This window comes from Streptomyces sp. NRRL S-350 (genome assembly GCF_000719705.1).
Lineage (GTDB): Bacteria > Actinomycetota > Actinomycetes > Streptomycetales > Streptomycetaceae > Kitasatospora.
In genome coordinates, this window is record NZ_JOHO01000002.1 from 223,353 (window position 1) to 245,983 (window position 22,631).

The 22,631-nt window shown below is 74.1% G+C and carries 19 protein-coding genes and 1 pseudogene; 7 read left to right on the forward strand and 13 right to left on the reverse strand.

Features of this window, described 5'->3' with window-relative positions:
• The first annotated feature begins 10 nt into the window (after positions 1–10).
• Complete coding sequence (gene xylB / locus IF30_RS0102445; RefSeq protein ID WP_030231217.1) at positions 11–1,441, forward strand: xylulokinase; 1,431 nt, start codon at positions 11–13, stop codon at positions 1,439–1,441.
• Between the two features lie 33 nt (positions 1,442–1,474).
• Entirely contained in the window at positions 1,475–2,806 is a 1,332-nt protein-coding gene (locus IF30_RS0102450) for an ROK family protein (RefSeq protein ID WP_030231220.1), read from the forward strand.
• Positions 2,807–2,842: 36 nt separating this feature from the next.
• Here IF30_RS0102450 and IF30_RS50115 read toward each other — a convergent pair whose 3' ends face one another.
• Positions 2,843–4,846 (reverse strand): alpha-amylase family protein, encoded by a 2,004-nt coding sequence (locus tag IF30_RS50115; protein ID WP_078891069.1) that lies wholly within the window; start codon positions 4,844–4,846, stop codon positions 2,843–2,845.
• Positions 4,847–5,012: 166 nt separating this feature from the next.
• On the opposite strand from IF30_RS50115, the gene IF30_RS0102460 reads away from it, so the two are divergent.
• The gene (locus IF30_RS0102460) at positions 5,013–6,164 is read left to right on the forward strand and encodes a glycerate kinase (RefSeq protein ID WP_037898698.1); all 1,152 of its coding nucleotides are present in this window, start codon (positions 5,013–5,015) and stop codon (positions 6,162–6,164) included.
• 145 nt (positions 6,165–6,309) lie between these two features.
• Here IF30_RS0102460 and IF30_RS0102465 read toward each other — a convergent pair whose 3' ends face one another.
• The 11 genes and pseudogenes from IF30_RS0102465 to IF30_RS0102510 form a co-directional block, all read right to left on the reverse strand.
• Complete coding sequence (locus tag IF30_RS0102465) at positions 6,310–8,370, reverse strand: alpha-L-fucosidase (protein WP_051709039.1); 2,061 nt, start codon at positions 8,368–8,370, stop codon at positions 6,310–6,312.
• Positions 8,371–8,774: 404 nt separating this feature from the next.
• Positions 8,775–9,152 carry a FadR/GntR family transcriptional regulator gene (locus IF30_RS50725; protein ID WP_420791117.1) on the reverse strand — a complete coding sequence of 126 codons (378 nt, stop codon included), beginning with the start codon at positions 9,150–9,152 and terminating at the stop codon, positions 8,775–8,777.
• A pseudogene (locus IF30_RS50730) lies at positions 9,143–9,470 on the reverse strand (FadR/GntR family transcriptional regulator); the annotation flags it as partial. The gene IF30_RS50725 and the pseudogene IF30_RS50730, both read right to left, overlap by 10 nt.
• A 96-nt stretch (positions 9,471–9,566) precedes the next feature.
• Entirely contained in the window at positions 9,567–9,878 is a 312-nt protein-coding gene (locus IF30_RS0102475) for an L-rhamnose mutarotase (RefSeq protein WP_030231236.1), read from the reverse strand.
• Positions 9,875–10,666 carry a LutC/YkgG family protein gene (locus tag IF30_RS0102480; protein ID WP_063752459.1) on the reverse strand — a complete coding sequence of 264 codons (792 nt, stop codon included), beginning with the start codon at positions 10,664–10,666 and terminating at the stop codon, positions 9,875–9,877. The genes IF30_RS0102475 and IF30_RS0102480 overlap by 4 nt, the downstream gene beginning before the upstream one ends.
• Positions 10,663–12,120 carry a LutB/LldF family L-lactate oxidation iron-sulfur protein gene (locus IF30_RS0102485; protein ID WP_030231240.1) on the reverse strand — a complete coding sequence of 486 codons (1,458 nt, stop codon included), beginning with the start codon at positions 12,118–12,120 and terminating at the stop codon, positions 10,663–10,665. Before IF30_RS0102485 ends, IF30_RS0102480 begins: the two co-directional genes overlap by 4 nt.
• Positions 12,117–12,857: a (Fe-S)-binding protein gene (locus IF30_RS0102490; RefSeq protein WP_030231242.1), complete on the reverse strand. Its 741-nt coding sequence runs from the start codon at positions 12,855–12,857 to the stop codon at positions 12,117–12,119. Before IF30_RS0102490 ends, IF30_RS0102485 begins: the two co-directional genes overlap by 4 nt.
• Positions 12,857–13,855, reverse strand: coding sequence for an aldo/keto reductase (locus IF30_RS0102495; protein ID WP_030231244.1), 999 nt, complete (start codon positions 13,853–13,855; stop codon positions 12,857–12,859). The genes IF30_RS0102490 and IF30_RS0102495 overlap by 1 nt, the downstream gene beginning before the upstream one ends.
• Positions 13,852–14,616 (reverse strand): SDR family NAD(P)-dependent oxidoreductase, encoded by a 765-nt coding sequence (locus IF30_RS0102500; RefSeq protein ID WP_030231246.1) that lies wholly within the window; start codon positions 14,614–14,616, stop codon positions 13,852–13,854. The genes IF30_RS0102495 and IF30_RS0102500 overlap by 4 nt, the downstream gene beginning before the upstream one ends.
• Positions 14,613–15,950: an L-fuconate dehydratase gene (locus IF30_RS0102505; RefSeq protein WP_030231248.1), complete on the reverse strand. Its 1,338-nt coding sequence runs from the start codon at positions 15,948–15,950 to the stop codon at positions 14,613–14,615. The genes IF30_RS0102500 and IF30_RS0102505 overlap by 4 nt, the downstream gene beginning before the upstream one ends.
• A gap of 11 nt (positions 15,951–15,961) precedes the next feature.
• Positions 15,962–16,813, reverse strand: a complete 852-nt coding sequence (locus tag IF30_RS0102510) for a fumarylacetoacetate hydrolase family protein (RefSeq protein WP_030231250.1) — start codon at positions 16,811–16,813, stop codon at positions 15,962–15,964.
• 347 nt (positions 16,814–17,160) lie between these two features.
• Between IF30_RS0102510 and IF30_RS0102515 the strand changes: the two genes are divergently transcribed.
• The 4 genes from IF30_RS0102515 (at position 17,161) to IF30_RS0102530 (ending at position 21,281) form a co-directional block, all read left to right on the forward strand.
• Positions 17,161–18,210, forward strand: coding sequence for a sugar ABC transporter substrate-binding protein (locus IF30_RS0102515; protein ID WP_030231252.1), 1,050 nt, complete (start codon positions 17,161–17,163; stop codon positions 18,208–18,210).
• A gap of 82 nt (positions 18,211–18,292) precedes the next feature.
• Complete coding sequence (locus tag IF30_RS0102520) at positions 18,293–19,894, forward strand: sugar ABC transporter ATP-binding protein (RefSeq protein WP_037898700.1); 1,602 nt, start codon at positions 18,293–18,295, stop codon at positions 19,892–19,894.
• Complete coding sequence (locus IF30_RS0102525) at positions 19,878–20,909, forward strand: ABC transporter permease (protein ID WP_030231255.1); 1,032 nt, start codon at positions 19,878–19,880, stop codon at positions 20,907–20,909. The genes IF30_RS0102520 and IF30_RS0102525 overlap by 17 nt, the downstream gene beginning before the upstream one ends.
• 9 nt (positions 20,910–20,918) lie before the next feature.
• The gene (locus IF30_RS0102530; RefSeq protein ID WP_030231257.1) at positions 20,919–21,281 is read left to right on the forward strand and encodes a DUF1304 domain-containing protein; all 363 of its coding nucleotides are present in this window, start codon (positions 20,919–20,921) and stop codon (positions 21,279–21,281) included.
• Between the two features lie 273 nt (positions 21,282–21,554).
• Here the strand turns inward: IF30_RS0102530 and IF30_RS0102535 are convergent, their stop codons facing one another.
• A complete protein-coding gene (locus IF30_RS0102535; protein WP_234322552.1) occupies positions 21,555–22,559 on the reverse strand; it encodes a LacI family DNA-binding transcriptional regulator in 1,005 nt (334 codons plus the stop codon).
• Between the last annotated feature and the right edge of the window lie 72 nt (positions 22,560–22,631).

Sequence of the window (22,631 nt, forward strand, 5' to 3'; positions counted from 1 at the left end):
GGAGGAACGCATGGCTGAGCAGCGTGTCGTGATCGGCGTCGACAGTTCGACCCAGTCCACCAAGGCCCTCGCCGTCGACATCGACACGGGAACCGTCCTGGGCGAGGGCCGCGCCGCGCACACCGTCAGCGAGGGAGCCGGCCGCGAGAGCGACCCCGAGCAGTGGTGGGCAGCCCTCGAGGAGGCCGCCGCCCGGACGGGCTGGGCCGAGCGCGCGGACGCCGTCTCCGTCGCCGGCCAGCAGCACGGCCTGGTCACCCTCGACGCGGCCGGCGCGCCCGTCCGCCCGGCCCTGCTGTGGAACGACGTCCGATCGGCCCCCCAGGCCGCCGAGTTGCGGGCCGCGATCGGCCCGGCGGAGATCGTCCGCCGCACCGGCAGCCTGCCGACCGCCGCCTTCACCGCCGCCAAGTGGGCCTGGCTGCGCGCCCACGAGCCCGCCGCCGTCGACCGCGTCGTGGGCGTCCGCCTCCCGCACGACTTCCTCACCGAGCGGCTGACCGGCGAGGCGGTGACCGACCGCGGCGACGCGTCCGGCACCGGCTGGTGGGGGCCGGACGGCTACGACAAGGACCTTCTCGGCCGCATCGGCCTCGACCTGGCGCTGCTGCCGCAGGTCCTCCCGCCGGGCGCGCGGGCCGGCGTGGTCCGCGCGGGGACGGCCCTGCGCGAGGGCGCCCTGGTGGCCACCGGCACCGGCGACAACATGGCGGCGGCCCTCGGGCTCGGCCTGCGGCCCGGGCAGCCGGTGCTCAGCCTCGGCACCTCCGGAACCGTCTACGCCGTCGGCCGGCGGAGGCCCGTCGACCCGAGCGGGACCGTCGCCGGCTTCGCCGACGCGCTCGGCGGCTGGCTGCCGCTCGCCTGCACGCTCAACTGCACCCTCGCCGTCGACCGCTTCGCCGCCCTCCTCGGGCGCGGGCGCGAGGAGGTCGAGGACGGCGGCTCCGTCGTCGTGCTGCCCTACCTGGACGGCGAGCGCACACCGGACCTCCCGGGCGCCTCCGGGCTCGTCCACGGCCTCCGGCACGACACCACCCCGGGCCGGCTCCTCCAGGCCGCCTACGACGGCGCCGCCCACGCCCTGCTCACCGCGCTGGACGACGTGCTGCGCGAAGGCGGCGACGACCTCCCGGGCGACGAGCCGCTGCTGCTGATCGGCGGCGGCGCCCGGGGCCGCGCCTGGCAGCGGACCGTCCGGCGGCTCTCCGGCCGGGCCGTCCGGATCCCCGACGCGCAGGAGCTGGTCGCGCTCGGCGCCGCCGCCCAGGCCGCCGCGCTGCTCACCGGCGAGCCGGCCGACGCCGTGGCGCGCCGCTGGCGGACCGCCGAGGGCCCGCTGCTGGAGCCGGTGGCGAAGGACGAGGACGCTCTCGAACGGATCGGCGATACCCTGCGTCGGGCCGGGGCCTTGCAGGGAGCCCCGGCGCAGGACCGGTAGGAGGGGCGGCGCGTGACGGTGGTCGGCAAGGCGATGGGCGGTACGGGGAGCGGGCCCGCGTCGCAACAGGACATGCGCCGGCGGAACCTCTCGGTGGTCCTCGGCGCCGTCGCCGCGCACGGCCGGCGCTCCGACCCGCTGGCCGACCCGCTGCCCGGCCCGTCGTCCGAACCTTCGCCCGAACGTTCGCCCGGGCCGCCGTCCGACGGGTACCGCCCGCTGTCCCGGGCGGACGTCGCCGGACGCGTCGGCCTGACCCGGGCCGCCGTCTCCTCGCTGGTCGACGAGCTGATCGGGCGGGGCGCCCTGACCGAGGCGGAGACCGCGTCCGGCGGCCGGGTCGGCCGCCCCGGCCGCGCCCTGGCGGTGAGCGACGAGGGCCCGGCCGGCCTGGGCCTGGAGATCGGCGTCACGCACCTCGGCGCCTGCGTCGCGGACCTGCGCGGCGTGCCCAGGGTGTGGCGCCGGGTGGAACGGTCCAACGCGGGCCGGCCCGCCGGGCAGGTGCTGGCCGAGGTCGCCGCCCTCGCCGCCGAGGCCGAGGCGGAGGCCGCCGGACTCGGGCTGACCGTCGCGGGCCGGGTCCTGGCCGTCCCCGGGGTGGTGCCCAACGGACCGGGCGGGCGGGTCGAGCGCGCGCCCAACCTGGGCTGGCACGCCGTCCGCCTCGCCGACCACTGGCCCGACCCGGCAACGGTGCCCGAGCCGGAGAACGAGGCCAACCTCGGGGCGCTGGCCGAGTACTGGAACGCCGGCCAGCCGGCGGAGACCTTCGTCCACGTGTCCGCCGAGGCCGGGATCGGCGCCGCCCTCGTCATCGACGGGCAGCTGTTCCGCGGCGCCCGCGGCTTCGCGGGCGAACTCGGGCACGTCCCCGTCCACCCCGAGGGCCTCGCCTGCGCCTGCGGCGCGCGCGGCTGCCTGGAGCAGTACGCGGGCCAGGCGGCCGTGCTGCGCGAGGCCGGGCTCCGCCCGCGCGACCCCGCGCGGCACGGCCCCGCGCCGTCCGGGGCGGCCGCCCTGCCGGGCGACCCCGTCGCCCTGCTGGCCGAGTGGGCCGGCGCCGGACACCGGCCGACCCTGGACGCGCTGGACCGCGCGGGGCGCGCCCTGGGCCTCGCCCTCGCCTCCGCCGTGGACCTGATGGACCCGGACGGCCTCGTCCTCGGCGGCACCTACGCCGAACTCGCCGCATGGCTGCTGCCGTCGGTGCGCGCCGAGCTGGCCGACCGGGTCACCGTCCGGCCGTGGGATCCGGAGGCGCTTCGCCCGTCCGCCCTGGGGCGGCGCGGCCCCGTACTGGGCGCGGCACAGACGACCATCCGCCGGATCATGGCGGACCCCACCCTGCTGCCGGCGGGATGAACCGGCGCCGCCCCCGCCCGGACGCTCCGCCGGCTGTCAGTCGTGCTCGACCACGACCATCGCGTGCCCGTCCGCGGTGGTGACGCTCACGTGGACGTACGCGCCGTCGTGCTCCCAGGCGAGTTCCCGCCCGGCGGGCTGCAGCCGCACCGAGCGCGGCGCGGCGGCGCTCCGGACGGCGACGGGCACGTCGACCAGCGGGAACGGGTCGTGCACCAGGTCCAGCTCGGGGGTCTCCCGGGACGGGACGAAGCTGGTCAGGTGCACCACGGTGCCCGTGGCGGTCCGCACGACGGTGGTCTCCAGGTGGACCGGCCCGCCGGCGCGGACGAGCGGATCCGGCAGCAGCCGGTCCAGGGCGGCGCCGAGCAGCCGGCGGTACGCCTCCAGGCCGTGCTCGTGGAAGGCCGTCAGCAGCGGGACGGCCACCACGGCCACCCCGTCGCCGACGACGACGGCCGCCTCGTCGGTCGGGTCGGCCGGGGGAGTGTAGGAGTGGCCGCAGAAGCGGTCCCAGGAGCGCGGGAAGTAGGGCGCCACGACCCGGGCCAGGACCTCGGCTCCCGGCAGCGCCCGGGCGGTCAGCCGGGAGCCGTGGCTGATGATCGGGAAGTCCTCCGGGACACCGGGGACGCCCTGGCAGGCGAGGAACACCTCGCCGGCCGGAGCCGGGGCCAGCCCCTCGACCGGGAGGCCGGGGAGAGCGGGCTCCGTCCCGTTCCTGAGCAGGGCGGCCCCGACCAGCAGCACGGCACCGCCGGCCCGGCGGTACGCGCCCAGGCGCTCGGCCAGGTCGTCGTCGACGGGGGTGCTCTCCGGCACCACGACGGCCCGGTACCCGCCCAGGTCGGCCCTCGGCGGGACCACGTCGAACTGGACGCGGAGCTGCTGCAGCGCCCGCACGGCGCCGATGTTGCTCGCGCCGGGGTGGTCGCCGAGGCCGGGGTCGACGACCACGGCGACCTCGCTGACGATCCGTCCGCCGTCGACGAACGGCTCGCACTCCTCGATGTGCCGGTAGACCGAGCCGATCAGGTCGTACACCGCCGGAGCGGGGACGCCCCGAGGGTGCAGCACGTCGCCCACGCCGCTGGTCAGGCCGTGGCTCAGCATCTGGCTGTTCTCGTAGAGCAGTGCCGCCCGGGGCTTGAGGGCGGCGTTGTCCCCCCAGCTCTCGTGGAACCGCCCGGTGTGGCTGAGGGTCGGCAGCCCCAGCGGCCGGACGAAGCGGGCCACGTACGGGAGGAAGGCGTAGCCCCAGCCGCCGGTGGGCAGCCCCTCGATCTCGACGTGCCGCACGAACTGCCGCTCCGTCGCCAGCCCGGTCTTCGGGCGGCCGTTGAAGTGGACGCCCTGGACGGCGTCCGGCGGCAGGGCCTTCTCCACCATCGCCGAGTAGCGGGCCATGTAGCGCTGGGCCACCAGGTTCGCGTAGCGGGCCCGGTGGTCGGCGTCGGCCGGGTCCAGCCCCTCGCGGCGCATCCCGTCGACCGCCCAGCGGCTCACGCTCGGCTGGTTCCAGCACATGTCGATGAAGATCCCGTCGACCGGGGCGAAGCGGCGCAACACCTCGTCCAACTGGTCGGCGAAGTGGTCGGCGTAGGGGCTGGACATGTCGAGGATGTTCCAGGCCGCCTCGAAGGCCGAGTCGGTCCAGCGGGCGATCTTCAGGTTCTCGTCGTGCGCGACCCACTCGGGGTGCTCCCGGGCGGCGTACTCGTCGACCTGGAGGGACAGGTAGATCGGCGCGCGGATGCCCACCGAGTGGAGGGCGTCGACCTGCTCGGCGAGCAGGTCGAGGCCGGGGGCGAGGCCGGGGTGGCGTTCCGGCCGGTCGGTGCCGTAGTAGAGGCGACCGTGGTGGCACTTGGCGAAGACGGTGACGCTGTCGACGTGGGCGTCCCGGAAGGTCCGGGCGAAGGCCGCCGGGTCGAAGTCCCGGCCGACGTCGGGGATGTCGGGGCTGGTGTGGAAGTCCAGGTGGACGGTGCGCCGCGGGAAGCGGCGCAGATCGGGTGCGCTCACATTACCTTGCGTCATGGGATGGATTTATAGAAGGTGCGGGCCGGGGAGTCCAGGGGGCAACGGGCCCCGAATCACTGATTCCCAGGTCAGGAAGGTGAATTCGAGGAGCGCCGGGCTCCTCCCGGAGGCGGCCGGCACCTCTCTCCTTCCAGGACATGGGATCTCCTGCTACGTTGGCGCCGTGTCACCCATCGACGAGTCCGCGCCCCGACGGATCCTGCTCTGCCTGGACAAGTTCCGCGGCTCGGCCACCGCGGTGCAGGCCTGCCGCTGGCTCGCCGAGGGGATCCGGCGGGCCGCGCCCGAACTGCCCGTCCGCGAGGTGCCGGTAGCCGACGGCGGGGAGGGGACGGCGGAGGCGTTCCTCGCGGCCGGCTTCCGGGCCGTGCCCGTGCGGGTGAGCGGCCCCACCGGTGAACCGGTCGACGCCAGGCTGGCCGTGCGCGGCGACCGGGCCGTCGTCGAGCTGGCCCAGGCATCCGGGCTGCACCTGCTGCCGGAAGGCCGGCCCGCGCCACTGACCGCGTCCACCTACGGCACCGGTGAACTGCTGCGCGCCGCACTGGACCTGGGCTGCCGGGAGGTCGTCCTGGCCGTCGGCGGCAGCGCCACCACCGACGGCGGGGCCGGCCTGCTGCGGGCGCTCGGCGCGCGCGTGCCCGACGCCGCCGGTGCCGAACTCCCGCCCGGCGGCGCCGCCCTGGCCGACGCGGAGACGGTCGACCTGACCGGTCTGGACCGGCGCCTGCGCGACACCCGCCTGGTCCTGGCCTCCGACGTCGACAACCCCCTCCTCGGACCGGACGGCGCGGCGGCCGTCTTCGCCCCGCAGAAGGGCGCGGACGCCGACCAGGTCGCGCTGCTGGAAGCGGGGCTCGACCGGTTCGCCCGGCTGCTGGCGGTCCGCACCGGAGTGGACCTGGCCGACCGGCCCGGTGCCGGAGCGGCCGGCGGCGCCGGCTTCGCGGCGCTGGTGCTGGGAGCCCGGCGGGAGCCGGGGGTCGACGTGCTGCTCTCCGAACTCGGCCTGGACGCCGCGCTGACGGGGGCGGGCCTCGTGGTGGTCGGCGAGGGCTGCCTCGACGCCCAGAGCCTGCGCGGCAAGGCGCCGATCGGGGTGGCCGCGCGGGCCCGCCGCGCGGGCGTCCCGGTCGCCGCCGTCGCCGGCCGGGTGGAGGTCTCGCCCGCCGACCTGGCGGCCCACGGCATCACCTCGGTCCACTCGCTCGCCGGCCGGGCCGGAGGCCCCGCGACCGCGATGGCCGAGACCCGGCGACTGCTCGGGGAGGTCGGCGCCGATCTCGCCCGCCGGGCCGTTTGCCGCCTTCCCTGACCGTCTCGCCGGAGCCCGGCCCGTGCCCGCCGTGCCCGCCCGTGCCCGCCGTGCCCGCCCGTGCGGCCCGCGCCCGAACGGTCGAGGACGGGGCGCGGCGAGCCGGCACGGACCTGGACGGCCAGGGCCGGGGCACTGCCTCCCGCTAGCTGCCGAGCCCCCGCTGGCCGTCGAGCGGCCGCGCCGAGCCGGCGCCGGAGACGGACGGGTCCAGGAACGCGCGGTCGTACACCTCCAGGGAGCGGATCGACGCCCAGGCGCCGGTGTCCAGACCGGTGACGGTCACCCGGACGTAGCGGGTCCGGGCCGTGAACGTCGTGGTCTGCACCTGTGCGGCGGCGGTGTTCCCGGTCAGGTCGGCGAGCGTCGACCAGGTCGACCCGTCGGCGGATCCGTCGATCCGGCAGCGGTAGGCCTTCCCGGGCAGTTCCCAGGCGATCCGGACGCCCGTGACCGGCCGGACCCGGCCGAGGTCCGCCTGCAGCCAGTGGCCGGTGCCGCCGTCGGCCGCGCACCAGCGGGTGGAGGTGTCCCCGTCCACCGCGTTGCCCGCCAGGTTCCCGTGGGCGGTCTCCACGCTGTCGCTCCTGGCGGGGCAGCCGCGGGCGATGTCCGTCGGCACCACCGGCCGGTCGAGCACGATCGCCACGATCGTGTCGTCGGGGAAGCGGGTGCGGTCGATGCCGGTGACGGTGACTCTGTTCCCGTCGGCCGGGCGGTGGGGGAGCGGGTTCCTGGAGACCACGTCGTAGACCGAGGTGACCTGGGCGTCGCCCAGCGAGGGGGTGGTGAAGCTGCCGCCGCCGCTGTAGCCGGAGAACAGGTGCGCGTAGACGGTCCGGTCGGTGAAGGTGAAGCCGTACTGGCCGTCCACCGGGTTCCACGGGCCGCCACGGGTGCTGTAGAGGGCTTCCCGGTTGGCGCTCATGAACCCGCCGAGTTGGCGGAGCAGCGCCGCCTGCTTGCCGGGGACCGTACCGGTCGCGTCCGGGCCGACGTTGACGATCACGCACATGTCGCGGACGAAGGAGTTGACGAGCAGGGCCATCGCCGAGGAGAGGGGCATGGCGTTGTCGCCGCTGTACCCCCAGCTGCCGCCGACGCTGAACGCCTTCTGGACCAGGCGGCCGAAGCGGATCGGCCCGCTCGGCACGCCGGTGCCCTCGTCGATGTCGTAGTCGCCCACCCACCCGGAGCGCGACGTGGCGACCGCGTTCGGCTGGTGCCGGCGCACCAGGCCGGTGAGCCCCAGCGGCGTGCCGGTGCCCGGCTCGTTCTCGCCGTACGCCGGGTCCACCGGCCAGCCGTTGGCCTGGTCCCGGTACTGGCCGGGCTCCCAGAAGAACGACCCCTGGGCGTCGGTGCCCTGCTGCGCCACCCAGCCGCCGTCCCACCAGATGTCGTCGACGGCGCCGTAGTCGGTGACCAGCTCCTTGACGGACTGGTAGACCTCGTTCTTGAGGGTCCGGGCGTTCTCGTGGTAGTCGAAGCCGGCCGGGTCGGTGCCCTCGTGGTTCCACGGGTACGGGCTGCCCGGCAGCACGCAGTCGGCGGTGAGGGCGGGGTTCGGCGGCTTCGCCCCGCTCACGTCGTAGTAGCCGGGGTAGCGCCAGTCGATCGGCGAGTAGTAGAGCCCGACCCGCAGCCCGGCCGCGCGGACGGCGTCCACGTACTTCCTGACGAAGTCGGTGCCGGCCGGGAACGGTGCGGAGCCGGTGGTCCAGGCGTTGGGGTGGCGGCTCGGCCACAGCGCGAGGCCGTCGTGGTGGCGGGTCGTCAGGACGACGTGGCCGGCGCCGAGGTCCGTGGCCAGTCGGGCCCAGGCGGCCGGGTCGACGGACTGCGACCGGGCGGCGAAGGGAGCGGCGTACTGCGACCGGTAGGCGCTGGGCTTGGTCTTGGAGTAGAACATGTACCACTCGCCCTGGGCGGGTACCGCGTAGGCGCCCCAGTGGATGAACATGGCCAGCTTGTTGTCGCGCATCCATTGGATCCTGCTGTCGGGCTGCTGCCAGGCCCCCTGGTCAAGCTTCGGGATGCGTAACGGGACGAGGGGCAGCGGATCGCCTCCGGTCGCGGCGCCTCGGGCCGTGGCGCCTTCGGCCGGGGCGGCTTCGGCCAGGGTTCCGACGGGGCCGACGACGGTGGCGGCGGTCGCAACTGCCAGACCGGTGAGGACGTTTCGCCGACTGATGGGTCGTGTCACGGGAGCTCCGTTCGTCCTGGATCGCTCGCTACGGGTGGACTCCGCGAGCCAGGTACATGTATCGCGGCCGTGCCGGTGCGCTGTCAAGACGTCGGACGGCGATATGTCCGATGATTGTCGGCGGTCGACACCGCCCGTCGATCCCGGTCCAGGCCCCGTCGAAGCGCAGTGGATTCCCGTACGGCTCGGCCAACCCCCAGTTCAGAAAGGCCTTTTGCTGTCAAATCGCCGATCGTGAGGGCTGTTCCGCGTCTCGACCGGGCCGATCCCCGTGCGGCCGCCTTGGCGATGAGGGGGGATATTCATCGGATCGATCCGCGTCGGGCTCTTCGGCCTGCCCGGGTCGGCTGGGCCGGGCAGGCCGACCGGCGGCGCCCCGTCGCCGGGCGTCGCCTGCCCCGCCGTCAGCCGAGCGCCGAGCCCGCTTCGCCGAGGGTCTCGCGGAGCCACTGCTCGACCCCGGCGACGTGCACGGTCGCCCAGGCGTGGGCGACCTCCGGGCGGCGGTCGGCGATGGCGTCGAAGATCGCGCGGTGCTGCTGCCGGGTGCGGGCCACCGCGCCCTCCTCGGTCAGCCCGCGCCAGATCCGGGCCCGGGTGGTCGGACCGGACAGGCCGTCGATCAGCGAGCAGAGCACGGTGTTGCCCGACCCGGCCGCGATCCTGCGGTGGAACTCCAGGTCGTTCGCGATGATCTCCTCCAGCGGCGCGGTGCCGTCCAGGTCCTCCAGCACGTCCCGCAGGGCGGTTATGTCCTCCTCGGACATCACCCGGGCGGCCATCGCCGCGGCGGCGGGCTCCAGGATGCGGCGGACCTCCAGGAACTCCAGCACCGTGTTGTCCTGGTGGAAGTCGACGACGAACGCCAGCGCGTCCAGCAGGAGTTCGGGCTCCAGGCTGGTCACGTACGTGCCGTCGCCCTGGCGCACGTCGAGCACCCTGATGAGGGACAGGGCCTTCACCGCCTCCCGCAGCGAATTGCGGGAGAGGCCGAGCCGCTCCGCGAGGTCGGCCTCCTTCGGAAGCTTCGCGCCGGGGCGCAGCTCGCCGCTCACGATCATGGCCTTGATCTTCTCGATCGCCTCGTCGGTGACTGGCACGGCCTCGCCTTTCCTGGTCATCTGATCTTTGCAGCATAGAGGTGGCGCCCGGCCCGGCCCCCGTGCTTGCGGAAAGGCGGCCGGGCCGGGCGCCGGTCAGAGCTCCCACACGACGGGCAGACCGGCCGCGGCGCCGGCGTCCGAGTAGTCGTGGACGACGTCCAGCAGCTCCGCCATGCGGCTCTGCCAGGCGATGTTGACGGGCAGCTTCTCCAACCGGGCCAGCAGCCGGGCGTAGTCCTCGCACTCCAGCAGGTGGAACAACTCGGCACCGCTGCGCCAGATGGTCCAGGAGGTCACGCCGGCGGCGCTGATGGCGGCGGTGAGTTCGGCGGGCACCTGGCGGTGCGCGGCCTCGTACTCCTCGATCCGGTCCTCGCGGACGCGGGTGTGCAGGGCGATCCTCATGGCTGCTCCGGGGTCTTGGGGCCGGGGGCGGCATCAGTGGCGGCGGAAGGGGCGGGGGTGCTGGTGGAGGCGGTGGCGCGGTCGGCGGCGGCAGCGGGGGCGCCGACGACGATGACGTCCAGCGTCCGGGGCCCGTGCACGCCCTCGACCCGGTCGAGTTCGATGTCGCTGGTCGCCGAGGGGCCGGAGACGAAGGTCAGCGGCAGGCGCGGGTCCAGGCGCGCGAGCGCCTCGGGGACGTCGTCGACGATCTGTTCGGCGCGCACGACGCACAGGTGGTAGTCGGGGACGAGGGTGAGGGCCCGCCTGCCCTGGCCCGGGCCGGTGTCCAGGACGACGGTGCCGGTGACGGCGATGCCCACGGCGGCGAGGGTGAGGGCGCCGTCGACGGCGTCCAGGGCGGGGACGTCGAGCGGCTCCCGCTGCCATTGCCAGTCGCCGGGCGGCAGGAGCCCGGGCGGGAAGCCGTCGGGCAGCGCCAGCCGGGTGGCGCCGCGCGCGGTGAGGGCGGCGGCGATGGCTCCGGGCAGGCCGGCCGGGTCGGTCCGGGTGACCGTGGCGCGGTAGTCGGCGACCCGTTCGGCGAACAGGGCCACGAGGTCCTGACCGGGTTCGGCGTGGCCGCGGCGGTAGCCCCGGTGGGCGGTCGCGGCCCGGCTCGTCCCGCTGTCCGTTCCGGCGCTCGTCCCGTGGCTCGTCCCGTTGCTCGTCCCGTCGGGCGTCTCCTCGGCGGGGACGTCGGCGAGTGCGGCCCGGATGCGGCCGAGGACGACCTCCCGGCTGTTCATCGCTCACCTCCTCGGTTCTTGCGCCACCAGGCGCGGAAGGACTCGGCGGGCGGCGCGGGGGTGTCCCGCTCGGCGGACCAGCCGCGCAGCGGGCCGGGCAGCGGGCCGATCCGCCCGCGCCGGGCGAGGGCCCGGCCACCGAGCGAGGCCGCCTTCTGGGCGGCGGCGAGCAGAGCGGGGGAGTCGAGGACGGTGGCGGCGGCCTTCATCGCCACCGACTCGGCGGTCGGCAGGCGCCCGGCGGCCCGTTTCGCCTCGACGACCTCGGAGCGCAGGTGGACCAGCAGCTTCGGAATGTCGATCTTCACCGGGCAGGCGTCGTAGCAGGCCCCGCACAGGGTGGAGGCGAACGGCAGGGACGCGGCCTGCTCGACCCCGACCAGTTGCGGGGTCAGCACGGCGCCGATCGGGCCGGGGTAGACCGAGCCGTAGGCGTGGCCGCCGGTGCGTTCGAAGACCGGGCAGACGTTGAGGCAGGCGGAGCAGCGGATGCAGGCGAGGGCCTGCCGGCCGACGGTGTCGGCGAGGGTGCCGGTGCGGCCGTTGTCGAGGAGGACGAGGTGGAACTCCGACGGGCCGTCGGACTCGGTGGTGCCGGCCCAGGTGGAGGTGTAGGGGTTCATCCGCTCGCCGGTGGAGGAGCGGGGCAGGAGCTGCAGGAACACCTCCAGGTCGGACCAGGTGGGCACGACCTTCTCGATGCCCATCACGGTGATCAGGGTTTCGGGCAGGGTCAGGCACATCCGGCCGTTGCCCTCGGACTCCACGACGACGACGGTGCCGGTGTCGGCGACGGCGAAGTTGGCCCCGGAGACGGCGACCTTCGCGGTGAGGAACTTCTCCCGCAGGTGCCGCCGGGCGGCCTCGGCGAGTTCGGCGGGGTCGTCGCCCAGCCCTTCGGGCGCGGGCCGGCCCCAGCGGCCCATCTCGGCGGCGAACAGGTCGCGGATCTCGGTCCGGTTGCGGTGGATCGCCGGGACGAGGATGTGGGAGGGGCGGTCGTCGCCGAGCTGCACGATGAGTTCGGCGAGGTCGGTCTCGTACGCGGTGATGCCGGCCTCGGCGAGGGCTTCGTTGAGGCCGATCTCCTGGGTGGCCATGGACTTGACCTTCACCACCTCCCGCTCGCCGGTGGCCCGCACCAGTTCGGTGACGATGCGGTTGGCGTCGGCGGCGTCGGCGGCCCAGTGCACGGTGCCGCCGGCCGCGGTGACGGACTCCTCCAACCGCACCAGGTGGTGGTCGAGGTGGCGCAGCGTCCTGGTCTTGATGGCGTCGGCGGCGGTGCGCAGCGCCTCCCAGTCGTCCAGCTCGGAGGTGACGGCCAGGCGCTTGTCGCGGATCGTGGAGGTGGCGCGTCGGAGGTTGGCGCGCAGCTGGTCGTCCCGGAGTGCTTCGCGTGCCGCCTCCGGGAAGGACGGCGAGCCGAGCCAGACCACGCCTCGGGTGCTCACCTGCCGGCTCCTTCCGGACCGGCCAGGATCTCGGCCAGGTGCATGGTCCGGACGGGTGCGCCGCGCCGGGAGAGGCCGCCGCCGATGTGCAGCAGGCAGGAGTTGTCGGCCGCGCACAGGACCTCGGCGCCCGTCTCCAGGACCGCCGCGGCCTTGTCGGCGAGCATCGCGCCGGACGTCTCGGCGTTCTTGACGGCGAAGGTGCCGCCGAACCCGCAGCACGAGTCGGCGGCCGGGATGTCGACCAGGTCGAGGTCCCGGACCGCGCGCAGCAGCCGCTGCGGCCGGTCGCCGAGGCGCAGTCCGCGCAGCGAGTGGCAGGTGGGGTGGTAGGCGACGCGGTGCGGGAAGCGGGCGCCGACGTCCGTGACGCCGAGGACGTCGGTCAGGAACTCGGTGAACTCGTGGACCCGGGGCGCCAGTTCGGCGACCTGCCGGTGCAGCCCCGGCGGGCCGTACCGTTCGGCGAGGGCGGGGTGGTGTTCCCGGACGGTGCCGGCGCAGGAGGCGGACGGGGTGACGACGGCGTCGTACTCGCCGAAGGCGCGTGCGAACCGGGCCACCAGCGGGACGGCGTCCGTGCGGTAGCCGGTGTTGATGTGCATCTGCCCGCAGCAGGTCTGCTCCTGCGGGAACGCGACGGTGTGGCCGAGGCGTTCGAGGACGGTCACCACGGCCCGGCCGGTGGCGGGGAACACGGTGTCGTTGAAGCACGTGATGAAGAGGGCGATGCGCATCAGTGCGCCTCCTCCGGGGTCGGGACGCCCGGCGGGAGCAGTTCGCGGTCCTTGAGTTCGGTCCACAGGGCGGCGGGCACCGGGTGGTCGAGCATGGTGGCGGCGTCCCGGGCCTCGGCGGCGTTGCGGGTGCCGACCAGGACGCTCGCCACCGCGGGGTGGCCGAACGGGAAGCGCAGCGCCGCGGCGCGCAGCGGCACGCCGTGCCGCTCGCAGACGGCCTTCAGCTCCAGGGCGCGCGCCAGCAGGTCGGCGGGCGCGGCGGCGTAGTCGAAGGTGGCACCGGGGCGCGGGTCGGCGAGCAGGCCGGAGTTGAAGACGCCGCCGATGACGACGCCGACGCCGCGTGCGGCGGCGAGGGGCAGCAGTTCGGTGAGTCCGCGCTGGTCGAGCAGGCTGTAGCGCCCGGCCAGGAGGACGGCGTCGAGGTCGGTCTCGCGGATGAAGCGGGCGAGGAGCCCGGCCTGGTTCATCCCGACGCCGATCGCGCCGAGCAGTCCTTCGGCGCGGAGCTGGGCCAGCGCCGGGTAGGCCTCGGTGAGCGCCTGCTCGGCGTGGTCGTCGGGGTCGTGGAGGTAGGCGATGTCGATCCGGTCCAGGCCGAGCCGTTCCAGGCTGTCCTCGATCGAGCGGCGGACGCCCGCGGCGCTGAAGTCCCAGACCCGGCGGTGGGTGGCGGGGACGGCGAAGCCGTCGGCGAGGTCGTCGCCGCCCCGGCCGGGGGCCGGCCGCAGCAGTCGGCCGACTTTGGTGGAGAGCGTGTAGGCGTCGCGGGGGCGGCCGCGCAGGGCCTGCCCGAGCCGCCGCTCGGACAGGCCCAGCCCGTAGTGCGGGGCGGTGTCGAAGTACCGGACGCCGGACTCCCAGGCGGCGGCGACGGCCTCTTCGGCTTCGGCGTCGGTCACCGGGGTGAACAGGTTGCCGATGCCCGCGGCGCCGAAGGCGAGTTCGGTGACCGGCACTGTGCTCCGCCCCAGGGCGCTGCGGCGCGGGGTCACGGCCGGGCCTGTGGCCGCAGGCGCAGGCCCGCCATGCCGCCGTCGACCTGCAGTGCCGTGCCGGTGGTGCTCCCGGCGGCGGGGGAGGCGAGGTACGCGACGGCGGCGGCCACCTCCCCGGCGGTGACCAGGCGTCCGTGCGGCTGGCGGCCGTCGAGTTGGGCGCGTTCGCCGGCCGGGTCGTCGGCGGCGTCCAGCAGTCGGGCGACCCAGGGGGTGTCGACGGTGCCGGGGTTGACGCAGTTGACCCGGATGCCCTCGCGGACGTGGTCGGCGGCCATGGCCAGGGTGAGGGACAGGACGGCGCCCTTGGTGGCCGAGTACAGCGCTCGCTGCGGCAGGCCGGCGGTGGCGGCGATGGAGCAGGTGTTGACCACCGAGGCGGCGGCGGAGCGGCGCAGGTGCGGCAGGGCGGCGCGGGTGACCCGGACCACTCCGAGCAGGTTGACGTCGAGGACGCGGTGCCACTGCTCGTCCGGGTTGTCCTCCACGGTGCCGATCGCACCGATGCCCGCGTTGTTGACCAGGATGTCGATTCCGCCGAGGGCGTCGGCCGCCGCCTGCACGGAGGTGCGGACGGAGGCGTCGTCGGCGACGTCGGCGGCGAAGCCGAGCAGTGGTTCGGGCACCGTTTCGGGGTGGAGGTCGAGGACGGCCACCCGGGCGCCGCGCTCGGCGAGCAGGGACGCGGTGGCGAGGCCGATGCCGGACGCGCCTCCGGTGACGAGGGCCGTCAGTCCGTCGAGTTCCGCCGTGCTCATGCGCCCGCCTCCTGGTGCCGCGCCGACTCGTCGGCCCAGAAGGAGCCGTGGGGGTAGTGGTAGGTGTCGAGTGAGGCCGGGTGCATGGCTGCCGAGAATCCCGGTGCGGAGGGGGTGCGGTAGCGGCCGTCCGTGATGACCGCAGGGTCGAGGAAGTGCTCGTGCAGGTGGTCGACGAACTCGATGACGCGGTCCTCGGTGGTGCCGCTGAGCGCCACGTAGTCGAACATCGACAGGTGCTGGACGAGTTCGCACAGGCCCACGCCGCCGGCGTGCGGGCACACCGGGACGCCGAACCTGGCGGCGAGCAGCAGGATGGCGAGGTTCTCGTTGACGCCGCCGACCCTCGCCGAGTCCAGCTGGAGGACGTCGATGGCGCCGGCCTGGAGCAGTTGCTTGAAGACGATGCGGTTCTGCACGTGTTCGCCGGTGGCGACCTTCACGGGGCTGACCCCGCGCCGGATCGTCGCGTGGCCCAGCACGTCGTCGGGGCTGGTGGGCTCCTCGATCCAGTACGGGTCGAACTCGGCGAGCGCCTTGGTCCAGTCGACGGCCTCGGCCACGTTCCAGCGCTGGTTGGCGTCGATCGCCATCCGGATGCCGGGCCCGATGGCGGCGCGGGCGGCGCGGCAGCGGCGGATGTCGTCGGCCAGGTCGGCGCCGACCTTGAGCTTGATCTGGGTGAAACCGTCCGCGACGGCCTCCTTGGCGAGGCGGGTGAGCTTCTCGTCCGAGTATCCCAGCCAGCCGGGGGAGGTAGTGTAGGCGGGGTAGCCCCGGCGCCGGAGTTCGGCGGCGCGTTCGGCGGCCCCTTCCTTGCCGCGGCGCAGCAGTTCCAGGGCCTGCGCGGGGTCGAGGGCGTCGGCGATGTAGCGGAAGTCGATCTGGGAGACGAGCCACTCGGGTTCGGCGTCGGCGAGTAGCTGCCAGAGCGGCTTGCCCTCCTTCTTCGCCGCGAGGTCCCAGACGGCGTTGACGACGGCCCCGATGGCCATGTGCATCACGCCCTTCTCCGGTCCGAGCCACCGCAGTTGGCTGTCGCCGATCAGGTCGCGGTAGAGGGTGCCGGGGTCGGCGCAGAGCTCGGCGACGGAGCGGCCGAGGACGTGCGGGCGGAGCGCGTCGATGGCGGCCACCTGGACGTCGTTGCCGCGTCCGATGGTGAAGGTGAAGCCGTGGCCCTCGTCGCCGCCGTCGGAGGTGCGCAGGACGACGTAGGCGGCGGAGTAGTCGGGGTCGGGGTTCATCGCGTCGGACCCGTCCAGCTCCCGCGAGGTGGGGAAGCGGATGTCGTAGGTGTCGACGGCGCTGATCCGCGCTGTGGTTGCGGACAACTGGGTGCCTTTCACGCGTTGCGGAAGGTCTGGCGCTGGGTGCCGAGGCCGTCGATGGTCAGCTCGACGGTGTCGCCCTCGCGCAGGTACGGGGTGCCCGGCAGGCCGAGGGCCACGCCGGCGGGGGTGCCGGTGTTGATGACGTCGCCGGGGCGCAGCACCATGTACCGGCTCAGGTACCAGACCAGGTAGGCGACGTCGAAGACCATGTTCTTGGTGCTGCCGTCCTGGCGGGACTCGCCGTTGACGGTCAGGCGCAGCCCGAGGGACTGGGGATCGCGGACCTCGTCGGGGGTCACCAGCCAGGGGCCGAGCGGGTTGAAGGTCTCGCAGGACTTGCCGAGGTCCCACTGGGCGGAGTACTCGATCTGGAACTCCCGCTCCGAGACGTCGTTGCTGATCGCGTAGCCCGCGATGCAGGCGCGCGCGGCGCCGGGGTCTTCGAGGTAGCGGGCCTCGCGGCCGATAACGACGGCGAGTTCCACCTCCCAGTCGGTCTTGGTGGAGCCGCGCGGGATCAGGACCGGGTCGAAGGGCCCGACGACGGTGGAGGGGTCCTTGAGGAAGACGACGGGCCGTTCGGGGACGGCCGCCCCGGTCTCCTCGGCGTGGTCGCGGTAGTTGAGGCCGATGCAGACCACCTTGCCGGGGCGGGCGACGGGTGCGCCGATCCGCAGGCCGGCCGGGTCCACGGCGGGCAGCGAGCCCGCGGCCAGGGCCGCCCGGACGCGGTCGATGCCGCCCGAGGCGAGGAACGCCCCGTCGATGTCGTCGGTCAGGCCGGACAGGGCGAAGGTCGTTCCGTCCTGGTCGCGGACGATCGGTGTCTCCGCTCCCGGTTCGCCGACTCGAAGCAGCTTCATAGGTGGCTCCCATCAACACATCGGATGAATCCGTGGTGCGATGACCATACGAGCAGAGGGTGACGGCCGCAAGAAGTCCTCCGATGTTTCCTGGCCCGCGCGGCTGTACACGCTCCAATTCCCTTGTGGGGGCGATCGATGGCGACCCGTCACGGCGTGTTCCGAAGCGTGGAATCACGGATCGGAATCACCCGAGGTTTCCTCTTGTCAGCCGGATTTCCGGCTCGTAAAGTCCTCGGCACCGCCAGCCATCCGATGTCTGTACCGGATGTCCGGTCGCTCTGCGATCCGCCTCCCACCCGCCCCCCACCCGGGGCGCCGGCCTCCCAGCCAAGGAGATCAGCACCATGAAGCCTCGCACTTCCAGAATCGCGGCCGCGGCCGCCGCGGCGGTCGTCCTGGCGGGCTTCGCCACGGCCTGCAACCGCGGCAGCGACTCGAACTCGTCGGCCTCCGGCGGCAAGCCGGCGATCGGCATCGACCTGCCCCGCGCGGACTCCGACTTCTGGAACTCCTACGCGCAGTACATCAGGCAGGACGCCGCCTCCCAGGGGCTGAACACCCTGCCGGTCAGCAACTCGCAGAACGACGTGACCAAGCTGGTCGCCAACGTCCAGGTCTTCCAGAACACCGGCGCCAAGGCCGTCGTCATGGCCCCGCAGGACACCGGCGCGATCGCCTCCAGCCTCGACCAGCTCGCCGCCAGGAAGATCCCGGTGGTCAGCGTCGACACCCGCCCCGACAAGGGCAACGTCTACATGGTCGTCCGCGCCGACAACAAGGCCTACGGCACCAAGGCCTGCGAGCTCCTGGGCAAGCAGCTCGGCGGCAAGGGCAAGGTCGCCGAACTGCAGGGCGCGCTGAGCTCCATCAACGGCCGCGACCGCTCGGAGGCGTTCGCCGCCTGCATGAAGGAGAAGTTCCCCGACATCCAGGTGATCGAGCTGGCCACGGACTGGAAGGGGGACGTCGCCTCCGCGAAGCTGCAGTCCACGCTCGTCGCCAACCCGGACCTCGGCGGCGTCTACCTCCAGGCCGGCGGCGCCTTCCTGCAGCCGACCCTCGCCCTGCTCCAGCAGAAGGGCCTGCTCCAGCCCGTCGGCCGGCCCGGGCACATCGCGATCGTCTCCAACGACGGCATCCCGCAGGAGTTCGACGCGATCCGCAAGGGCGACATCGACGCGACCGTCTCCCAGCCCGCCGACCTCTACGCCAAGTACGCGCTGTTCTACGCGCAGGCCGCCGCCGAGGGCAAGACCTTCCAGGCCGGGCCGACCGACCACCAGTCCACCATCATCGCGCTGCCCAACGGCCTGGAGGACCAGCTCCCCGCGCCGCTGGTGACCAAGGAGAACGTCGACGACAAGGCCCTGTGGGGCAACAACGTCGGCAACTGACCCCCACCCCGCGAACGGACGGAGCCGGCGCCCACCGCCGGGGCCGCCCGCTCACGGGGATCCCTGGAGAGGACACCCCGCCATGGCGGACCCAAGCCCCGCCCGGGGCCCCGTCGTCGAGGCCGACGGGATCAGCAAGCGCTTCGGCGCCACCGTCGCCCTCCGCGACGCCCGCATCGCCGTCGCCCCCGGAGAATCACACGCCCTGGTCGGCCGGAACGGGGCGGGAAAGTCCACCCTCGTCTCGATCCTCACCGGGCTGCAGCAGCCCGACACCGGCACCCTGCGGTTCGACGGCGGCCCGGCTCCCGCCCCCGGCGACACCGATGCCTGGCGCTCCCGGGTCGCCTGCGTCTACCAGCGCTCCACCGTCATCCCCGCGCTGACCGTCGCCGAGAACCTCTTCCTGAACAGGCAGAGCCCGAACAGGCGGAGCGCGGACCCGCACGGCCCCGACCGGCCCGGCTGTGGCGCGCTGCGCCCGATCAGCTGGAAGCGGCTGCGCCTGCGCGCCACCGAACTGCTCGCCGAGTACGGCGTGGACGTCGACCCGACGGCACGGGCCGAGCACCTCACCGTCGAGCAGCGCCAGTTCGTGGAGATCGCCCGGGCGCTGTCGTTCGGCGCCCGGTTCATCATCCTGGACGAGCCCACCGCCAAGCTCGACGCCCGCGGCATCGAACGGCTCTTCACCAAGCTGCGGGGCCTCCAGGAGCAGGGCGTCGCCTTCCTGTTCATCTCGCACCACCTGCAGGAGGTCTACGAACTCTGCGGGACCGTCACGGTCTACCGCGACGCCCGGCACGTCGTCACCGCCCCGGTCGCCGAACTGGACCAGCGGGCCCTGGTGGAGGCGATGACCGGCGAGAGCGCCCGGGGCGCCGAGCCCGGCCGGCCGGCGAACGGCCGGGCCCGCCCGGCGGGCGCCCCGCTGCTCGACGTCGCGGGCCTGAGCCTGGCCGGCTGCTACCGGGACGTCGACCTGACCGCGCGGCCCGGCGAGGTGGTCGGCCTGGCCGGCGCCGCGACCAGCGGCAACATCCAGCTCGGCGAGACCCTGGCCGGCCTGCACCGGCCCCAGGCCGGGACGGTGACCGTCGCGGCACGCCCGGTGCGCACCGGCAGGGTGCCCGCGGCGCTCGCCGCCGGGATCGGGTTCGTCCCCGAGGACCGGCACCTCCAGGGCCTCATCCCCCAGCGCAGCGTCGCCGAGAACGCCACCCTCACCGTCACCGACCAGCTCGGCCCGTACGGCACGGTCCTGCCCTCGCGCACCCGAGCCTTCGCCGAACGCATGATCGGTGACCTCGACATCAAGACCCCCGGGCCGTCCACCCCGGTGTCGGCGCTGTCCGGCGGCAACCAGCAGAAGGTCGTCATCGCCCGCGCCCTCGCCACCCGGCCGCACGTCCTGGTCGCCATCCGGCCGACCAACGGCGTCGACATCAAGTCCAAGGAAGCCCTGCTCGGCACCATCCGGCAGGTCGCCGACGACGGGAGCACCGCCCTGATCGTCTCCGACGAACTCGACGACCTCCGGGTCTGCGACCGCGTGGTGACGATGTTCCACGGCCGCGTCGTCGCCGAGTTCGAGCCCGGCTGGAGCGACGAACAGCTGGTCGCAGCGATGGAGGGCATGGCCGGCCCGACCGACACGAAGGAACGCCATGACCCCCACCACTGAGCTCCCCCAGCGCCCCCCGACGGCGGTCGGCGCCCCCGCCGGCCGGCGCTTCGACCTCGTCCGCTACCGCGATCTGTCGCTCGTCCCGGTCCTGTTCGTGCTGGGTGTCATCGGCTTCGTGGTCTCGCCCGCCTTCCTCACCGCGGACAACCTCCTCGGCGTCGGCCAGCAGGCCACGGAGCTGAGCCTGCTGGTCCTCGCCGAGGCCCTGATCCTGATCGCCGGGCGGATGGACCTCTCCCTGGAGTCCACCATCGGCGTGGCCCCGGTCATCGCCGTCTGGCTCGTCCTGCCCGACCACGGTGCCCGGTTCAACGGCCTCGGCCTCTTCCCGACCTGGGCGGCCATCCCGCTGTGCCTGCTGGTCGGCGCGCTCGTCGGCGCGATCAACGGCTTCCTCATCCTCAAACTGCGCCTCAACGGGTTCATCGTCACCCTCGGCGGGCTCACCCTGCTGCGCGGCCTCCAAGTGGCCATCTCTCAGGGCCAGTCCATCGTCAACGTGCCCGACTCGTTCCGCTACCTCGGCCGCGCGGACTGGCTGGGCGCCCCGGCCGCGATCTGGATCTGCGCGCTGCTGTTCCTGGCCGGCGGCAGCGCCCTGGCGTGGCTGCGGCACGGCCGCGCGCTGTACGCGATCGGCGGCAACGCGGAGGCGGCCAGGGCGGCGGGCATCCGGGTCGACCGGATCGTGTGGGCGGTGCTGGTGCTGGGCAGCCTGCTCGCGGCCTTCGCGGGCGTCCTCTACACCGGCCACTACGGCTCGATCTCCGCGGACCAGGGCAACGGCTGGATCTTCCAGGTCTTCGCCGCCACCGTCATCGGCGGCGTCAGCCTCAACGGCGGCCGCGGCACGCTGTTCGGTGCCCTGACCGGTGTGCTGACGCTTCAGCTCGTGGTCAACGTCATGACCCTGGCGGGCGTCCCGCCGCTGTGGAACCAGTTCCTCAACGGCGCGATCATCATCATCGCGCTGGTCATCTCCCGCTTCGCCTCCGGCGAGAAGCAGGAGTAGCCTCCGCACATGTCGATCATCGCTACCGTCGCGGTGCTGCTCATCGCCGCCCTGCACGTCTACATCCTGGTGCTGGAGATGTTCCTGTGGACGGGGCCGAAGGCCCGGGCCTCGTTCGGGACGACCGCCGAGTTCGCGTCCGCGACGAAGGCGCTCGCCGCCAACCAGGGGCTGTACAACGGCTTCCTCGCCGCGGGCCTGGTGTGGGGCGCGGTGTCCTCCGATCCGGTGGGATTCCAGGCGAAGCTGTTCTTCCTGGCCTGCGTGGCCGTGGCGGGCGCGTACGGCGCGGCCACGGCCAGCCGGAAGATCCTCTTCGTGCAGACCGTGCCGGCGGTGATCGCACTGGCGTTGGTGCTCGCAGCCCACTGAAACGGTGCCGGCAGCCGGGGCGACGGGCTGCCGGACCGCGACCGGGCCCGCCCCGCAGTCCGGGGGCGGGCCCGGTCGGCTTCTGCGGGTCGGTGTGGTTCCCGGCCGGACGGCGGGGCGCAGGACGCGCGCCGAGCCGAACCCCGGATCCGCGGAGCAGCCCGCCCCCTCGAAACTTTCGGGCTGCTCCGCCGATTCTTCGGGGGACCATAGGGCCGGTCGGCCGCTCCGTCAACCTCCTCCGGCCCGGGGGCGACCGTTCCGGGGGTGCGGTCAACCGTTCCGCGGCGGGGCGGTACTGCTGCGTTCGACCAGACTGGTGGCCAGGTCCACCCGCAGCGTGCCGGGCCGCACCCCCCGGGCCAGGTCGATCACCAGGCGGGTCGCCGTCTCGGCCATCTCGGTCAGCGGCTGGCGCACGGTGGTCAGCGGCGGCCCGACCCAGCGGGCCAGCGGCAGGTCGTCGAAGCCGACCACGCTGAGGTCCTCCGGGATGCGCAGCCCCAGCTCGCGGGCGGCCTCGTACAGGCCGAGCGCCTGCAGGTCGTTCCCGGCGAACACGGCGGTCGGCCGGTCGGGCAGGGCCAGCAGCTCCAGGCCGACCCGGCGTCCGGACTCGTGGTGGAAGTCCCCCGCCCGGACCAGCTCGGGGTCGTACGGGATGCCCGCGATGTCGAGCGCCGCCCGGTAGCCGTCGGTCCGCGCCCGGCTGCACATCATCCGGGCCGGGCCGCCGATCAGGCCGATCCGGCGATGGCCGAGGTCGAGCAGGTGCCGGGTGGCGGCGAGGCCGCCGTCCCAGTTGGTGGTGCCGACGGCGGGCACGTCCTGGCCGGGGTCGCCGGCCGGGTCCACCACGACGAACGGGATGCCCCGGCCGGCCAGTTGCTCGCGCTGGGAGCGGTCGAGGTCGGACAGCACCAGCACCACGCCGGTCGGGCGGCGGGCGAGCACGCCGTCCACCCAGGACTGGCCGGGGCTGAGCCGCCCGGCGGACTCGGAGAGCACGATGCTCAGGCCCTCGCCGCGCACCGCGTTCTCGACGCCGCGGATCACCTCCACCGCCCACGCGCTCTCCAACTCGTGGAAGACGAGTTCCAGCAGCGGGCTGGCCTGGCGGCCGCCGCGCCGCCGGTAGCCGTGCCGGTGCAGCAGTTCCTCCACCCGCTCCCGGGTGGCGGGCGCGACGTCGGCGCGCCCGTTCAGGACTTTCGAAACTGTCGGCGCGGAGACTCCGGCCTCCTGCGCGATCTCGGCGAGCGTTGCCGCTCTGGTCACGGGTTCCTCCTGCACTGCCCCTGCTGGGCGAACTCCGTCATGGGTGACCGTACGGCAGGGATGCTAGCCCGC

Bases quoted from the DNA above. Each gene is read 5' to 3' on its own strand.
- xylB (WP_030231217.1), top strand. From the start codon at position 11: ATGGCTGAGCAGCGTGTCGTGATCGGCGTCGACAGTTCGACCCAGTCC.
- IF30_RS0102450 (WP_030231220.1), top strand. From the start codon at position 1,475: ATGGGCGGTACGGGGAGCGGGCCCGCGTCGCAACAGGACATGCGCCGG.
- IF30_RS50115 (WP_078891069.1), bottom strand. From the start codon at position 4,846: ATGACGCAAGGTAATGTGAGCGCACCCGATCTGCGCCGCTTCCCGCGG.
- IF30_RS50725 (WP_420791117.1), bottom strand. From the start codon at position 9,152: ATGGCCGCCCGGGTGATGTCCGAGGAGGACATAACCGCCCTGCGGGAC.
- IF30_RS0102475 (WP_030231236.1), bottom strand. From the start codon at position 9,878: ATGAGGATCGCCCTGCACACCCGCGTCCGCGAGGACCGGATCGAGGAG.
- IF30_RS0102480 (WP_063752459.1), bottom strand. From the start codon at position 10,666: ATGAACAGCCGGGAGGTCGTCCTCGGCCGCATCCGGGCCGCACTCGCC.
- IF30_RS0102490 (WP_030231242.1), bottom strand. From the start codon at position 12,857: ATGCGCATCGCCCTCTTCATCACGTGCTTCAACGACACCGTGTTCCCC.
- IF30_RS0102500 (WP_030231246.1), bottom strand. From the start codon at position 14,616: ATGAGCACGGCGGAACTCGACGGACTGACGGCCCTCGTCACCGGAGGC.
- IF30_RS0102510 (WP_030231250.1), bottom strand. From the start codon at position 16,813: ATGAAGCTGCTTCGAGTCGGCGAACCGGGAGCGGAGACACCGATCGTC.
- IF30_RS0102515 (WP_030231252.1), top strand. From the start codon at position 17,161: ATGAAGCCTCGCACTTCCAGAATCGCGGCCGCGGCCGCCGCGGCGGTC.
- IF30_RS0102520 (WP_037898700.1), top strand. From the start codon at position 18,293: ATGGCGGACCCAAGCCCCGCCCGGGGCCCCGTCGTCGAGGCCGACGGG.
- IF30_RS0102525 (WP_030231255.1), top strand. From the start codon at position 19,878: ATGACCCCCACCACTGAGCTCCCCCAGCGCCCCCCGACGGCGGTCGGC.
- IF30_RS0102530 (WP_030231257.1), top strand. From the start codon at position 20,919: ATGTCGATCATCGCTACCGTCGCGGTGCTGCTCATCGCCGCCCTGCAC.